We start from the raw sequence: 14,334 nt of genomic DNA on the forward strand, positions 1-14,334 counted from the left end.
AGGCGACCGCGTCACCGTCATGATCGGCGACACCGTCACCCGCCAGCTCACGCTAGACCGCTCGGTACGCTACCAACCCCTCACCAACCACAAACTGTCCGCGAAGTCCTGAAACACACCTGTCCGTGAGGTCCTGAGACAGCACAGCGGGTTGGAACCCGCCTTACCACTCACGAGCTGCCGCGGCGGGCTCAGGATGTCGCTTGGCTTTCCGGGGCCGGGGCACGGCCGGACGCCGGGGAGCGGCGGCCGGGGCGGACCACCGTCACGGCCGCCGCGCCCAGCGCACCGACACCCGCGAACGCGTAGAAGCCCCACGGATACGCGATTCCCGCCGTCAGCAGCGCGCCGCCGAGGAGCGGGCCCGAGATCGCGCCGACCCGGCCGATGCCGGCGGACCAGCCGAGGCCGGTCGCGCGGATCGCGTCCGGGTAGATCCGGCCGATGTAGGCGTACACCAGCACCTGGGCGCTGAACACGAAGCAGCCGGTCAGGAACACCGCCGCGTACAGCCCGACCGCGGGCAGTTTCACGCTCAGCAGGGCGAGGAACACCGCACCCGCGCAGAACCAGGCGATGGCCGACGGGCGGATGCCGACGCGGTCGGCGACCCGGCCCGCGACGAGCAGGCCCACGATGCCCCCGACGTTCAACGTCAGCAGCAGGCTCAGCGCGGCGCCGAGCGGGTACCCGGCCTGGCGCATGATCTCCGGCAGCCACGTGTTCAGGCCGTAGACCAGCAGCAGGCCCATGAACGAGGTGACCCAGAAGGCGATCGTCGCGCGCAGCAGCCCGCCGCGGAACAGCCCCTTGACGGCGTGCCCCGCCGACCGCTCCGTCTCGCGGACCCGCTGGAACGTCTCGGATTCCGGCAGGTACTTCAGCATCAGCGGGACCAGCACGACGGCCGGGATCGCGCCGGCGACGAACATCGCGCGCCACCCCAGCGGCGAGATCAGCACGATGCCCAGCAGCGCGGTCAGCACCGCGCCGACGTGGTAGCCGGTCATCACCGTGGTCGTCGCGCTGCCCGACCTGCCCTGGCGCGCGTACTCGGTGACCAGCGTGATCGCGGTCGGCAGGCAGCCGCCGAGGCCGAGTCCGGCGACGAACCGCAGCAGGCCGAAGACGAACGTCGACGGCGCGAACGCGCACAGCAGGGTGCACAGCGAGAACAGCGTCACGGAGATGATCAGGGACTTCCGGCGGCCGATGACGTCGGTGACCGTGCCGATCGCCAGGCCACCCAGCATCATCCCGGCGAGCCCGACGGTCGACACGACCGACGCCGTGGCGGGGGTCAGGCCCCAGACGTGGCCTTTCAGCAGCACGGGCAGCACCGTGCCGAGCACGACCAGGTCGAACCCGTCGAGCAGGACGGCGGTCCAGGCCAGGGGCACGACCCAGGAGCGGGCGCCAGGGGACATCGGAACCTCCGGAGGTGCGTCGGTGCACGTCTTCCGCACAGGTGTGCGTATTGCGAACAAGTATGCACCCGGGGTCCGGCACAATCCAGCGGCTTTCCGCTCACCGGAAGTCGAGCAGGGCGGCCCGACCTGCGGAAAGATCGGCCGGGTGGAAATTCTGACGCTGATGGGCGTGCTCGCCGGTTCGCTGGTGCTGACCGCGATCGCCCGGCGCTGCAACCTGTCGGCGCCGCTGCTGGTGGTGGTCGTCGCGCTCGGCGTCGCGCTGATCCCCGGCGTGCCGCGGCTGGAGCTCGAGCCGGAGCTGATCCTCAGCCTCGTGCTGCCGCCGCTGCTCTACTCGACTTCGCTCGAGAGCTCGCTGACGCACTTCAAGCGGGCACTGCGGCCGATCGTCGCGCTCGGCGTGGTGCTGGTCGCCGTGACCGCCGTGGTCGTCGCCGTCGTCGTGCACCTGCTGCTGCCGGACGTGCCGTTCGCGTCGGCGCTGGTCCTCGGCGCGGTGGTGGCGCCGCCGGACGCGGTGACGGCGGTGGCGATCGGGCGCAAGCTCGGCCTGCCCCGGCGGGTGATGACCGTGCTGACCGGGGAAAGCCTGGTGAACGACGCCGCCGCGCTGACGCTGTACAAGGTCGCCCTCGCCGCCGTCGCGGGCACCGCGGGCTCGGCCGGGCACGGGTTCGCGGTGTTCGGGGTGGCGACCGTGCTGGGCATCGGCGTCGGCCTGGCCATCGGCGCGCTCGTGGTGCTGATCCGGCGGCAGCTCGACGACCCGCTGATGGAGTCGGCGTTCGGGATCATCGTGCCGTTCGCCGCGTACGTCACCGCCGAGCACCTGCACCCGTTCAGCGAGGACTTCAGCGGGTCCGGCGTGCTCGCGGTCGTCGCGGCGGGCCTGCTCCTGGGGCACCGCACGCTGTACGCGTCCCCGGCGACCCGCATGCAGGACAGCTCGGTGTGGGCCTCGATCGACGTCCTGCTGGAGGCGCTGGTCTTCGCGTTGATGGGGCTGCAGCTGCCGTTCGTCCTCGACGAGGCGCAGCACGCGGCCCGCGACAACCGGACGCTGGTGCTGGTCGCCGTGGCCGTGCTGGCGGTGACGATGCTGGTCCGGATTCCCGCGGTGTTCACGTCCGCGTACCTGCCGCAGACGGTCCGGCTGTTCGGCCGGGACCGCGAAGCACCGTCGTGGCGGACGCTGGCGGTGGTTTCGTGGACGGGCATGCGCGGCGTGGTGACGCTCGCCGCGGCGGCCGGCGTCCCGGCGAACACCCCGGGACGCGCGGAAATTCAGCTGTTCGCGTTCACCGTGGCCATCGGCACGGTGCTCATCCAGGGGCTGACGCTGCCCCCGCTGATCCGCGTCCTGAAGGTCGAGGACCCGTCCGAGGCCGCCCGCGACGAGGAAGAGGAGCTGGCCGCGCGCGAGGTCGCGAAGAAGGCGGCGCAGGAGCGGTTGCGCGAGATCAGCCACGAGCGGCTGGCCGCGCTGGACCTGCCCCAGGAGAAGGTCGACCGGCTCAAGGAACGGCTCCAGCGGTTGATCGACATGCGCTACCGGTTCGCCAAGGCGGCGATCACGCTGTCCGGCGAGGAACATTCCGGCAGCCCGCAGGCCCAGTTCGCGAAGGCCCGGCGCGAGCTGCTGATCACCCAGCGCAAGGCGATGATCGAGGAGAACCGCGCGGGCCGGCTCGACGACGAAGTGCTGCGGAAGGTGCTGCGCGAACTGGATCTGGAGGAGATGTCGGTGTCGGCGACGCTCACGAACCGGATGAGCTGAGCGCCGCCCAGGTCCGGAGCCGCTCTTCGGCGGAGCGGATGCCGGTCTGGGTGAGGACGACGTCGGTGGCACCGGCGTCGTAGTACCGCCGGATCCCTTCCGCGACGGTCTTCTCGTCGCCGATCAGGGCCAGGTCGGCGGGGTGGTCCAACCCTTCCGCGTCGAGGATCTTCCGGTACGACGGAATCTGCCCGTAGAAGGCCATCTGCTCGACGGCGAGCGCACGGACGGCGTCGGGATCGTCGGTGACCACGGCGGGAACGGCGGCGATGACGCGTTTGCCGTCGGGGAGGGCCGGGACGATCACTTCGGAGAGCGCGCGCGGACCGGCGAGGTAAGGGAGGGTGCCGTCGGCCAGTTCCCCGGTGACGGCGAGGGCCTGCGGTCCCATCGCGGCGACGATGACCGGGATGTCCCCGCCACCGGCCACAGTGGACGGTCCGGGCGCCCGCGCGGTGATCGTCTCGCCCGCGAAGTCGACGGTTTCCCCGGCGAAGACCCGCCGCAGGACGGTCAGGTACTCGCGCAGGTGCCGGATCGGCGGCGGGTAGTCGACGCCGTAGACGGGCCCGAGGAAGCCCTTCGAGCCGAGCCCGATCCCGAGGGTGAACCGCCCGCCGGTGGCGGCCTGCGCGGTCTGCGCGGCGCTCGCGACCAGGAACGGGTGCCGCGGGTAGGTGGGCACGACCGAGGTCCCGATTTCGATGCCGGGCACCTCCCGCCCGGCCAGCGCGGCGATCGCGACGGCGTCCTGGCTGAGCGGCAGCTGGGAGAACCAGACCGACTTCAGGCCGGCCTCCGCGGCCTGGCGGGTCTGGGTGATCAGTTCGTCGACGAGGTTCGGTGCCGAGTCCGTGTCCCCGGCCGGCAGCGCGACTCCGATGGTCATGAACCCAAGTTAGCGAGCGGCGCCACCGGTTTCCGGCTTCCCAGTGGCTGGGACCGGCGGCGCGCACGGCGAGCCCCCTCGCCCCGCCGTGCGCCCCGCCCGGCGACCCCACAGTGGCAGCGAGGCTGTACAGAATCGGCACATCCGGCGAACATCGAACGGGCACGCGAAGCGCACGGGGAGGGATGCCGTGGAGTTCCTGCTCCTCGGCCCGGTCGAGGTCCGGTCGGGAACCGGGCACCTGCAGCTGGCCTCACAGCGGCAGCGCGCCCTGCTCGCCGCGCTGCTGCTGGCGCCCGGCGCGGTGGTTGCGCCGCACCGGCTGATCGACGTGATCTGGGGCGTGGCGGCCCCGCCGTCGGCGGCGGCGAACCTGCGCACCCACGTCGCCCAGCTACGCCGGCAGCTCGCCACGCTCGACGGCGGTGCCCGGCGCATCCACGCCAGGGCCGGCGGCTACCTGGTCGAAGTCCGGCCGGGCGAACTCGACACCGAGCGGTTCGAGCACCTCGCCGCGGCGGGGCGCCGGGCGCTGCTCGCGGGCGACGACGAGTCCGCCGCGGCGACGCTCGGGCGCGCTTTGGCGCTGTGGCGCGGCCACCCGCTGGGCAACCTCGCGACGACCACCGCGGTGGAGGGCGAGGCACAGCGGCTGGTCGACGCCCGGCTCGCCGCCGTCGAACACCACTGCCGCGCACGGCTCAACCTGGGTGCGTGCGCCGAAGTGGCTGCCGAGCTGCACCGGCTGGTGGCCGATCACCCGCTGCACGAACGGCTTTGGGCCTTGCTCATGCTCGCGCTGGCCGCCGCCGGCCAACCGGCGGCGGCGCTCGACGCCTACGACACGATCACCAGCAGGCTGGCCGGTGACCTGGGTGCCGAACCCGGTCCGGACCTGCGCGAGGCACAGCTGGCCGTGTTGCGGCACCAGGTCGCCGCCGCCCCCTCGCCACTGCGTCCCGCGCAGCTTCCCCGTGCCGCGGCCGGCTTCCACGGCCGCCGCACCGAACTGCTGGCCCTCGACCGGCTGCTGCCCGGCGGCGACGGGCCGCGCCTCGGCGTCGTCGTCGGAACCGCCGGGGTCGGCAAGTCGGACCTCGCGACGCAGTGGGCGCACCGCGTCCGCGACGGGTTTCCCGACGGGCAGCTGTACGCCGACCTCCGCCGCTCGGCCCGGCCGGGACCGGTTCTCGCGCGGTTCCTGCGGGCGCTGGGTGTCCCGGCCCGGCAGATCCCCGAGGACGTCGACGAAGCCGCGGCGTTGTACCGGTCCGTGCTGGCGGCCAAGTCCGTGCTCTGCGTGCTCGACGACGCGCTCGATCCCGGGCAGGTCCGGCCGCTGCTGCCCGCGGCACCGGACTGCGTGGTCCTGGTGACCAGCCGCAACCGCCTGGACGGCCTGGTCGCCCTCGACGGCGCCCAGCGCGTTTCGCTGGACGTCCTCGACGCGGCCGACGCGGCGGCCGTCCTCGCGGCCGCGATCGGGTCCGGACGGGCAGCCCGCGAACCGGCGGCCACGGCCGAACTGGCCGAGACGTGTGCGCGGCTGCCGATCGCCCTGCGCATCACCGGCGCCCAGCTCCGGCACCGGTCCGGCCGCCGGGTCGCCGACCACCTCGCCGACCTGCGCGCCCACGGCGTGCTGGACAGCCTGACGACCGACGGCGAAACCAGCGCGGTCCGCGGCGCGTACGACCTTTCCTACGCCGCGCTGGACACCGCGACCCGCCGCACGTTCCGGCTGCTCGGCCTGGTGCCCGGGCCGGACACGACTCCCGCCGCCGTCACCGCGCTGACCGGTGCGCCGGCCGCGACGACGGCTCGCCACCTCGAACGGCTCGCGCTGGCCCACCTCGTCCAGGAGCACGCGCCGGGCCGCTACCGCCTGCACGAGCTCCTCCGCCAGTACGCCGCCGAGCGCGCGGACCTCGAGTGCGGCGAGGAGGAACGCGACACGGCGACGCGTGCCCTGCTCGAGCACTACCTCGTCCACACCGGCGCGGCCGCCGACCTGCTGTACCCGGACCTCCTGCGGCAGAACGCGCCGCAGCGGTGCGTGTTCGGAAGCGAGCAAGCCGCGCGGACGTGGCTCGACGACGAAGTCCCCAACCTCGTCGCGGCGATCCGGCACGCCCACGCCCGCCGGTACCACCGGACGGCCTGGCAGCTCGTCGACGCCCTGCGCGGGCACAGCATGACGACCTGGCTGGCGGAAAGCCCGGAACTGGCCCGGATCGGCCTCGCCGCCGCCGACGCCACCGGCGAGGCCGAACTGCGGGCGGCCGCGCACAACAACCTCGCGGCCACCAGCGCACTCCGCTACGACTTCGAGCTCGCCGTCACGCATTTCCGGGCCGCTCTCCGGCTCTACCGCGAACTCCGGTTCCGGCGGGGCGTCGTCGGCGTGCTGGAAAACCTGGCGACCCTCCACCTCTTCACCGGCGACCTCGACCGGGCGGGCACGCTGTTCGCCGAGGCCGCCGCGCTCGACCCGGAGCGCAACCCGGTCTGCCGCCGCAATGTCGGCATCCTCCACGAACACCGCGGCCGGCTGGCCGAAGCAACCGCGATGCACAAGGCGCTGGCCACCGACACGCGGTGTCCGGACGACCTGCTCCTGCTCGCCCGCGTAGTCGCCCGCGCGGGCGACTACGGCACGGCCCGTTCGATCGCCGAAGAAGCCGCCGAACTCGCCCGGCACATCAACGACCGGTGCACCGAGGCCTACGCGTTCGCGGTGCTCAGCAGGGTCCACGCCGGCACCGGTCACACCGCACGAGCCGTTCGCCTGGCGGAGGAAGCGCTCGAAGCCGCGCGCGGTATCGGGGACACCGGCGCCGAGATCGCCGGGCACGCGGCGCTCGCGGTGAGCAGGCTCGCCGACGGGCGCCACGAGCAGGCTCTGCTCAGCGGCCACCACGCACTCCGCATGGCCCGGCGGGCCGGCATCCGGTTCGACGAATGCGAAGCGCTCATCACCATCGGGCACGCCCACCGGGCAGCCGGTTCACCCGACCGGGCCGTCCACTACATCGGGGCCGCTCTGCAGCTGGCGAAAACCCACGGCTACCACGGACTCGCGGCCGTCGCCGGGGGAGCATGACCCGCGGATATCGGCTGCCGCGGCTGCGGGCAAGCGCTTCCGGATGCCGGACACCCCGGCTCCCAACGCATGAGAACCCGAGCGGGCCGCCGTGACATCGCCCACCCTGAAGCGAAATCACGATCTTCAGGAGAACCCATGTCGCTGACCGAAGTCATCGAAGGCACCCGCAAGGCCGTCGACGCCGATCCGCACAACGCCGCCGTTTCCTTCAGCGTGGACCACGCGCTCAAGCCGGGGACCAGGACCGAAGTCGAGGTGAAGGTGCGGGACCACCGCTTCACCATCGATGAACCGCCCGCGCTCGGCGGGACCGACCAGGCCGCCAACCCCGTCGAGTTCGCGCTCGCCGCCCTCGGGTCGTGCCAGGTGATCACCTACCAGTTCTGGGCGGCGAAACGCGGGATTCCGCTCGACTCCGTCAAGGTCACCGTCGACGGGGACCTCGATCTGCACGGCTTCTTCGGCTTCTCCTTCAACACGCGGCCCGGCTTCGGGGACGTCCGCGTGTCCGTCGAACTCGAAGGGCCGGCGAGCCGGGAGCGCTACGAAGACCTCAAGCGCGAGGTCGACGAGCACTGCCCGGTGCTCGACCTGTTCCGGAACGAAACGCCCGTCAGCACGAAGCTGACCTAGACGGCAGCGCCTTACACAAACGTGTGCCGCACGATCGTCTGCTCCCGGCCGGGGCCGACGCCGATCGCGGAAATCCGGGCGCCCGACAGCTCTTCCAGGCGCTCGACGTACGCGCGGGCGTTCGCCGGGAGCTCCTCGAACGTGCGGCACGCCGAAATGTCCTCGAACCAGCCCGGGTGCTCTTCGTAGATCGGGATCGCGTGGTGCACGTCGGTCTGCGTCATCGGCATGTCCTGCGTGCGGAATCCGTCGACTTCGTAGCCGACGCACACCGGAACCTTCTCCAGGCCGGACAACACGTCCAGCTTCGTGAGGAAGTAGTCGGTGATGCCGTTGACGCGCACCGCGTACCGCGCGATCACCGCGTCGAACCAGCCGGTGCGCCGCGACCGGCCGGTCGTCACGCCGAATTCGCCGCCCTGCTTGCGCAGGTACTCGCCGGACTCGTCGTGCAGCTCGGTCGGGAACGGGCCGGAGCCGACTCGCGTGGTGTAGGCCTTGAGGATGCCGAGCACCGTCGTGATGCGGCCCGGCCCGATGCCCGAACCCGCGCTCGCACCGCCGGACGTCGGGTTCGACGACGTCACGAACGGGTACGTGCCGTGGTCGACGTCGAGCAGCGTGCCCTGCGACCCCTCCAGCAGCACCGTTTCGCCGCGCTCCAGCGCCTGGTTGAGCTGCAGGCGTGTGTCCGCGATGCGGTGCGCGAACTTCTCGCCCGCCGCCAGCACCTCGTCGGCGACCTGGTCGGCGTCGAGCGCCTTGCGGTTGTAGACCTTCACCAGCACCTGGTTCTTGAACTCCAGCGCGGCTTCGACCTTCTGGCGGAAGATCTTCTCGTCGAGCAGGTCCTGCACGCGGACGCCGACGCGGGCGATCTTGTCCTGGTAGCACGGCCCGATACCGCGGCCGGTGGTGCCGATCTTGCGGCTGCCGAGGTAGCGCTCGGTGACTTTGTCGATGGCCACGTGGTACGGCATGATCAGGTGCGCGTCGGCCGAGATCAGCAGCTTGGACGTGTCGACGTCCCGCGCTTCCAGGCCGGACAGCTCATCGAGCAGCACGCCGGGGTCCACCACCACGCCGTTGCCGATGACGTTGGTCACGCCCGGGGTCAGGATGCCGGACGGGATGAGGTGCAGGGCGAAGTTCTCGCCGTTCGGCAGGACCACCGTGTGGCCGGCGTTGTTGCCACCCTGGTAGCGGACGACCCACTGGACGCGGTCACCCATCAGGTCGGTGGCCTTGCCCTTGCCTTCGTCTCCCCATTGGGCACCGATGAGCACGATGGCCGGCATGTGACACTCCAGGTGTTCGACGACTGAGGTTTAGTGTCCCGGACGGACACCGGTGGCGCTGACGAAATGCCGGTGCATGACTGTAACGGAGGACCTGCGGGTGCGCGGAATCGTGGTGGCCTGTGGCGACGGCGCGGCCGGCTTCGAAGAGGTCGACGACGTCGAGTCGATCCGCGTCCCGAGCCGCCCCGGCAAGGCGGAAATCGACCCCTTGCTGGGCGAACACGATCATCTGGTGGTCTCGGGCACGGACGCGGACCTCGCCGCGGTGGTGCTGCGCCTGCTCCGGAAGGACGCGATCTCCGGCGTGTCGGTCGGGTTCGTGCCGTCGTCGCCGGACTCGGTCGTCGGCGCGCTCTGGGGACTGCCGAAGACGCCGCTGCAGGCGCTCGCGCTGGCGTTGCGCGGCGAGGTCGACCCGGTGCCGCTGATCCGCGACGACGTCGGCGGCGTGCTCGTCGGACGCGGGCAGCTGCGGCTGGTCCGCGGCGTCGCGTACGCCGACGAGCAGGTGGCGCTCCGCGGGCCGGCCGCGTCGATCGAGGTAACGCCGGACCCGGGCGGTCCCGGCCTGGCCGTCCGCGTCGTGAAGGGCACCGTCTTCAAGCGGCCGACGACGCTGTACTCCCGCGCGTTCCAGATCGGCTGCATCCCGACCCGGCCGGTGCGCGACGACGTCGTCTTCGAGCGCGCGGTGAACAAGTGGACCTGGTACCGGCACACCGAGGACCTGCGGCTGGTGCGGGGAGCCATTTGACGGACAGCCACATGTCACCTATACGTGTTGTACGCGCCACTCCCGTGCTTCAGGGTTAGCTGTCCCCACCCCTGACACGGAGGCAGCAAGATGCCAACCAGGCGTGCTGTTCGTCATTCGTTCACCGTCCTCGCGATCACCGCCGTGCTGTCCGGAACCCTGGCCGGCGTCGCGGACGCGACCCCGCCCGGCATCCCGTCGGCCACCACGGCGAAGTCCGAGCTCGCGGCCCTGACCGTCAAGGCCGACGGCTCGCAGACCGGCTACAGCCGCGACAAGTTCCCGCACTGGATCGACCAGGGCAACAGCTGCAACACGCGCGAAGTGGTGCTGAAGCGCGACGGCACGAACGTGGTGACCGATTCGAGCTGCGCCGCGACCTCCGGCAAGTGGGTCAGCCCGTACGACGGCGCGACCTGGACCGCGGCGTCCGATGTGGACATCGACCACGTCGTGCCGCTGGCCGACGCGTGGCGCACCGGTGCGTCGTCGTGGACGACCGCGCAGCGCCAGGCGTTCGCGAACGACCTGTCGGATCCGCAGCTGATCGCCGTGACCGACAACGTGAACCAGGAGAAGGGTGACAAGTCGCCCGACCAGTGGAAGCCGCCGCTGGTCGGCTACTGGTGCACCTACGCGAAGATGTGGGTGGCCGTGAAGTACAAGTTCAAGCTGACGGTCAATTCCGCGGAGAAGACCGCGTTGACCGACATGCTCGGCCGCTGCTGAAAAACCGGTACGCTCGGGGCGGTGCGGATCCTCATGACGTGCCGCCCGGCGTACGGCCACCTCTTCCCCCTGCTGCCGCTGGCGAACGCGGCGCGCGCGGCCGGGCACGAGGTCGTCTTCGGCACCGGCGAAGCGTTCGTGCCCCAGGTCCGCGCACTCGGCTTCGAAGCCCACCGCGTGGGCGTTTCCATCGCGGACGCGGAAGCCGAGGCCAAGCGGCGGCACGGCGAGGACGCCGGCTTCCTCGACGTCGGCATCACGATGTTCGCCGAGCTGCTCCCGCGGGCGACGATGGCCGACCTGCGGCCGCTGCTGCCCGGGCTCCGCCCGGATCTCGTGGTCTACGAGCAGAGTGACGTCGGCACCGGTGCGCTGGCGCAGCGGGCGGGCATCCCGGCGGTGTCGCACGTGATCGGCCGGTCGGTGTCCCCGGAGGTCCTGTCCGTCGCGGCCGAACGGCTGGCGCCGCTCTGGGACACCCCGCCCGCGGACGCCATGCTCGGCGACGCCTGCGTCGACGTCTGGCCCGACAGCGTCCGCGACCCCGGTACGGCGGCCGTGCCGAAGGTGTTCCGGATGCGCCCGACGCCGTACAACGCCGACGTCCCGCTGCCGCCGCTCCCGCGAGACGGCTTCGTGTACCTGACGCTGGGCACGGTGGTCTTCGGCGCGACCCAGGTGCTGCGCGGGGCGATCGCCGCCCTGTCGCGGCTGCCGGTGGACGTGGTCGTGGCGGTCGGCCCCGGTGATCCCGCGGCGCTGGGCCCGGTGCCGGAAAACGTGCGGGTGGCCGGGTTCGTGCCCCAGGCCGAGGTGCTGGAACACGCGGGCATGGTGGTGCACCACGGCGGCACGGGGACGGTGCTCGGCACGCTCGCCGCCGGCCTGCCGCAGCTGATCCTGCCCCAGGGTGCCGACCAGTTCGCCAACGCGGAGGCGCTCTCGGCCCTCGGCGCGGCGAAGGCACTGGTGGGCGACGCCATCCGCATCGACGCGATCGAAGCGGCGGCCCGCGAACTCCTGGACGACTCCGCGGCGCGAGAGATCGCGCGAGGGATCGCGGCCGAAATCGCCGCCATGCCCGCACCCGAGACAGTGCTCGACGAACTGGTCGCCTGGAGCTGGGAATGCAGTGAATGACTCATTCACTGCATCGCGGGGTTGGCCAGGGCCAGGATTTCGCGGGCTACGGCGTCGTTCTGGCGGAAGGACAGCGCGTTCGTCCGCGGCCGGGTGAAGGCCGCCGCCGAGCGGGCGCTCGTGTGCGGGCCCACCGCGAACCGGTGCGGGTGGGGGCGGCCCGTCCCGTCGAGCAGGCGGGAGTCCGACACCCGCGTGTGGATGCGGCCAGACGGCAGCAGGGCCCCCGTCACCGGGTCCGCCACCGTCTCCTCCGCCAGTTCGCCCGCGTCGCGCAGCTGCCGGAGCAGGCCGTCGGCCGCGCGGGTCACGCTCGGGTCCGGCAGCCGCGCCTCGATCAGCGTGCGGGCCTCGACGGTCTCCGGGTGACTCGCCGACGACGCCACGAAGACCCCGCGCTCCGCCGTCACCCGCATTTCCGCGCCCGCGAAGGACACGATCCCGGCTTCGTGAAGGGCCAGCAGCTCCTCCAGCCGGCGCGGCGGCGGACCGCTGGCGTAGTAGGAGAAGAACCCGTGGAACCAGCCGTCCATATCGGACACCTGGGACGCCGCGTCCAGCCGTCCTTTGTGGACGAGCACGGGCAGCTGGCCGTACACCGACAGCAGCGCCATGAAGGCGCCCAGGTCGGCACTGAATTCCTGGTCCGCCCGGCGCGCCAGGTCGACCTCGACGTACTTGCGCAGCTCCTTGCCGAACTCCTCCGCCGTGCCGAACTCGCGTCCTGCCATCGGCCGGTCCAGCCGGTCGAGGTCGAGCCGGTCGGCCTCGGCCGGCACCGCCCGCGCGACGAGCTCCCGCATGGACGGCGAATCCCAGGCCAGGTCGGCGAAGGCGTCGGCGAACACGGCGAAGTCCATGCGGACGCGCTCGGGGTGCCCGGTGAACAGCTCGCTGTAGTAGCCCCAGGCCAGTTCCTTGGCGATCAGCGGCCAGACGTCGGCGCGGAAGTCGAGCGCGTCCCCGGCCAGCGCGTCCATCGCGTAGGCGTCGAAGAACCTGGGCAGCCGCAACGGTTTCCCGCGCAGCCGGTAGCCGATCTTCGCGTGGTAGGGCACTCCGCGCCGCGAGCCGACGTGCAGCACCGGCTCCGCGCCGCTCGGGTGGTAGCGCAGGCCGCCGCACGGCAGGTCCTCGAACCGGCCGCCACGGCCCTCGGTCAGCAACAGCATCAGGTCGACGAAGGCCAGCCCGAAGCCGCGCACCAGCACGGTTTCCCCCGGTTCGACGCCCGCGTAGTCGACGTCGGCGGTGTAGCCGGCCGGGTAGTAGGCCAGCCCGTGCCGCGCGGCGAACGCCACCAGCTCGCGCTCCCGCTCGTCGGGTTCGGCGTCGAGGTGCCCGACGGTGAAGACGACGGCGTCCGCCACGACCGCCGTGCCGTCGGACAGGCTGACGGTGTTCCCGTCGACGCCGGTCGCGCGGGCCGCGTGCTCGACGACGTCGATGCCGTCGGGCAGGTCCTCGACGACCTTCCGGTACACCCAGGTCAGGTAGGCGCTCTGCAGCCGCCGGGTGGGGAAGTGGAACGGGTCGAGCGCCGTCAGCTCGCCGGCGACGTCGGGCGGCACGTCGGCGTCGAGCCCGCCGTCACGCACCTTCCGCGCCCACTCCAGCAGCGACGGTCCCGGCCGCACCGGGCCCGCCATCTTCACCGACTCGTCGGTGAACATCGTGACGTCCTCGGGCATGGAGTTCATCCGCAGCAGCGGTGACTGGTCGTAGCGCCACACCCGGCCGGGCCCCGGCGGGAACGGGTCGATCAGGTGCACCTCGAGCCGACGGCCGCCGGACAGCTCCGCGGCGTTCGCGCCGAGCCGTTCGAGGACGCCGACCCCGCGGGGTCCGGCGCCCACGACAGCCAGGGTGAACGGCGGGAGATCGGCCACGAACCCGAAGCTACGCCGGGGTTCCGGCGCCGGAAGTCCTTCCCACAGGGCGGAACCCATCCACGCCGCCCCCGGCTCCGAATCCCTGGGGCACACCGGCGAAAGGAGCGAACTTGACCTTCGTCCACCCAGGCGCCCGGGCCTCGAACACCCACCTTCACCTGCGAATACTTGGCCGATGAGATCGGTTCGCCGCGCCGCGTCCACACCGCGCAGGACGTGGTCGGCACCCTGCTCCGGGGGAACTGGGCGATCTTCGCCCACGAATGGGCCGATCCGGACGGGATCGACCCCGAGCACTGGCGGGACGTCGTCGAGGCCGCCGCGGAGGCGGCCGGGGTCGACGTCGAGTTCGTGGTCATCCCGCGCCGGTCCCTGACCGTCGTGTTCAACCGGGCGGCCCCGCCCACCTTCGAGCAGGTCCGCGCGTCGATCGAGGTCATCGAACGCGCGCGTGGCCGGAGCTGAGGCGCCCGTTTCCCCGGGAGTCACCTCCCGCTCGCGAGGTGGCTACTTTTGCCCCTGGCGACCGACCAAGCGGTACGGAATGATCCATTGGTGACTCCTGGGCGACCGGTCAGACACTGCGGGCTATCGTCTGACCCGTTCGGGAAAGCTCCGTGACACCTTGGATACCAGCGAAAGAACCTAGAGATTTACCAACAGTCACGGGACACTGGCTG

Annotated in this window: 11 protein-coding genes; 7 read left to right on the forward strand and 4 right to left on the reverse strand. The window is 71.9% G+C overall.

What is annotated here, in order from left to right; translation table 11 throughout:
- Positions 1 to 191 precede the first annotated feature (191 nt).
- The gene (locus tag IE317_RS35895; RefSeq protein WP_191315817.1) at positions 192 to 1,427 is read right to left on the reverse strand and encodes an MFS transporter; all 1,236 of its coding nucleotides are present in this window, start codon (positions 1,425 to 1,427) and stop codon (positions 192 to 194) included.
- A 148-nt stretch (positions 1,428 to 1,575) separates the two neighbouring features.
- Between IE317_RS35895 and IE317_RS35900 the strand changes: the two genes are divergently transcribed.
- Positions 1,576 to 3,210: a Na+/H+ antiporter gene (locus IE317_RS35900; protein ID WP_191315818.1), complete on the forward strand. Its 1,635-nt coding sequence runs from the start codon at positions 1,576 to 1,578 to the stop codon at positions 3,208 to 3,210.
- Here the strand turns inward: IE317_RS35900 and IE317_RS35905 are convergent.
- A complete protein-coding gene (locus IE317_RS35905) occupies positions 3,191 to 4,099 on the reverse strand; it encodes a TIGR03564 family F420-dependent LLM class oxidoreductase (RefSeq protein WP_191315819.1) in 909 nt (302 codons plus the stop codon). The two genes, IE317_RS35900 and IE317_RS35905, sit on opposite strands and share 20 nt — an antisense overlap.
- A gap of 190 nt (positions 4,100 to 4,289) precedes the next feature.
- Here IE317_RS35905 and IE317_RS35910 point away from each other — a divergent pair, with 190 nt between their 5' ends.
- Positions 4,290 to 7,202, forward strand: coding sequence for an ATP-binding protein (locus tag IE317_RS35910; protein WP_191315820.1), 2,913 nt, complete (start codon positions 4,290 to 4,292; stop codon positions 7,200 to 7,202).
- A gap of 138 nt (positions 7,203 to 7,340) precedes the next feature.
- A complete protein-coding gene (locus IE317_RS35915) occupies positions 7,341 to 7,838 on the forward strand; it encodes an OsmC family protein (RefSeq protein ID WP_191315821.1) in 498 nt (165 codons plus the stop codon).
- Between the two features lie 11 nt (positions 7,839 to 7,849).
- On the opposite strand, the gene IE317_RS35920 is transcribed toward IE317_RS35915, so the two are convergent.
- Positions 7,850 to 9,136, reverse strand: coding sequence for an adenylosuccinate synthase (locus IE317_RS35920; protein ID WP_191315822.1), 1,287 nt, complete (start codon positions 9,134 to 9,136; stop codon positions 7,850 to 7,852).
- A 112-nt stretch (positions 9,137 to 9,248) separates the two neighbouring features.
- Between IE317_RS35920 and IE317_RS35925 the strand changes: the two genes are divergently transcribed.
- The 3 genes from IE317_RS35925 (at position 9,249) to IE317_RS35935 (ending at position 11,762) form a co-directional block, all read left to right on the forward strand.
- Positions 9,249 to 9,893, forward strand: a complete 645-nt coding sequence (locus IE317_RS35925) for a hypothetical protein (RefSeq protein ID WP_191315881.1) — start codon at positions 9,249 to 9,251, stop codon at positions 9,891 to 9,893.
- Positions 9,894 to 9,983: 90 nt separating this feature from the next.
- Positions 9,984 to 10,622, forward strand: coding sequence for an HNH endonuclease family protein (locus IE317_RS35930; RefSeq protein WP_191315823.1), 639 nt, complete (start codon positions 9,984 to 9,986; stop codon positions 10,620 to 10,622).
- 21 nt (positions 10,623 to 10,643) lie between these two features.
- Entirely contained in the window at positions 10,644 to 11,762 is a 1,119-nt protein-coding gene (locus IE317_RS35935; protein ID WP_191315824.1) for a glycosyltransferase, read from the forward strand.
- Positions 11,763 to 11,767: 5 nt separating this feature from the next.
- Here IE317_RS35935 and IE317_RS35940 read toward each other — a convergent pair whose 3' ends face one another.
- Complete coding sequence (locus IE317_RS35940) at positions 11,768 to 13,651, reverse strand: FAD/NAD(P)-binding protein (protein WP_191315825.1); 1,884 nt, start codon at positions 13,649 to 13,651, stop codon at positions 11,768 to 11,770.
- A 171-nt stretch (positions 13,652 to 13,822) separates the two neighbouring features.
- Between IE317_RS35940 and IE317_RS35945 the strand changes: the two genes are divergently transcribed.
- Positions 13,823 to 14,119: a hypothetical protein gene (locus IE317_RS35945; protein WP_191315826.1), complete on the forward strand. Its 297-nt coding sequence runs from the start codon at positions 13,823 to 13,825 to the stop codon at positions 14,117 to 14,119.
- Positions 14,120 to 14,334: the final 215 nt, after the last annotated feature.

The sequence above is a fragment of the Amycolatopsis bullii genome (assembly GCF_014654205.1).
GTDB classification, from domain to species: Bacteria; Actinomycetota; Actinomycetes; order Mycobacteriales; family Pseudonocardiaceae; genus Amycolatopsis; species Amycolatopsis plumensis.

Excerpts from the sequence above, each read along its gene's own strand:
- IE317_RS35915 (WP_191315821.1), top strand. The coding sequence starts at position 7,341 with ATGTCGCTGACCGAAGTCATCGAAGGCACCCGCAAGGCCGTCGACGCC.
- IE317_RS35905 (WP_191315819.1), bottom strand. The coding sequence starts at position 4,099 with ATGACCATCGGAGTCGCGCTGCCGGCCGGGGACACGGACTCGGCACCG.
- IE317_RS35895 (WP_191315817.1), bottom strand. The coding sequence starts at position 1,427 with ATGTCCCCTGGCGCCCGCTCCTGGGTCGTGCCCCTGGCCTGGACCGCC.
- IE317_RS35930 (WP_191315823.1), top strand. The coding sequence starts at position 9,984 with ATGCCAACCAGGCGTGCTGTTCGTCATTCGTTCACCGTCCTCGCGATC.
- IE317_RS35920 (WP_191315822.1), bottom strand. The coding sequence starts at position 9,136 with ATGCCGGCCATCGTGCTCATCGGTGCCCAATGGGGAGACGAAGGCAAG.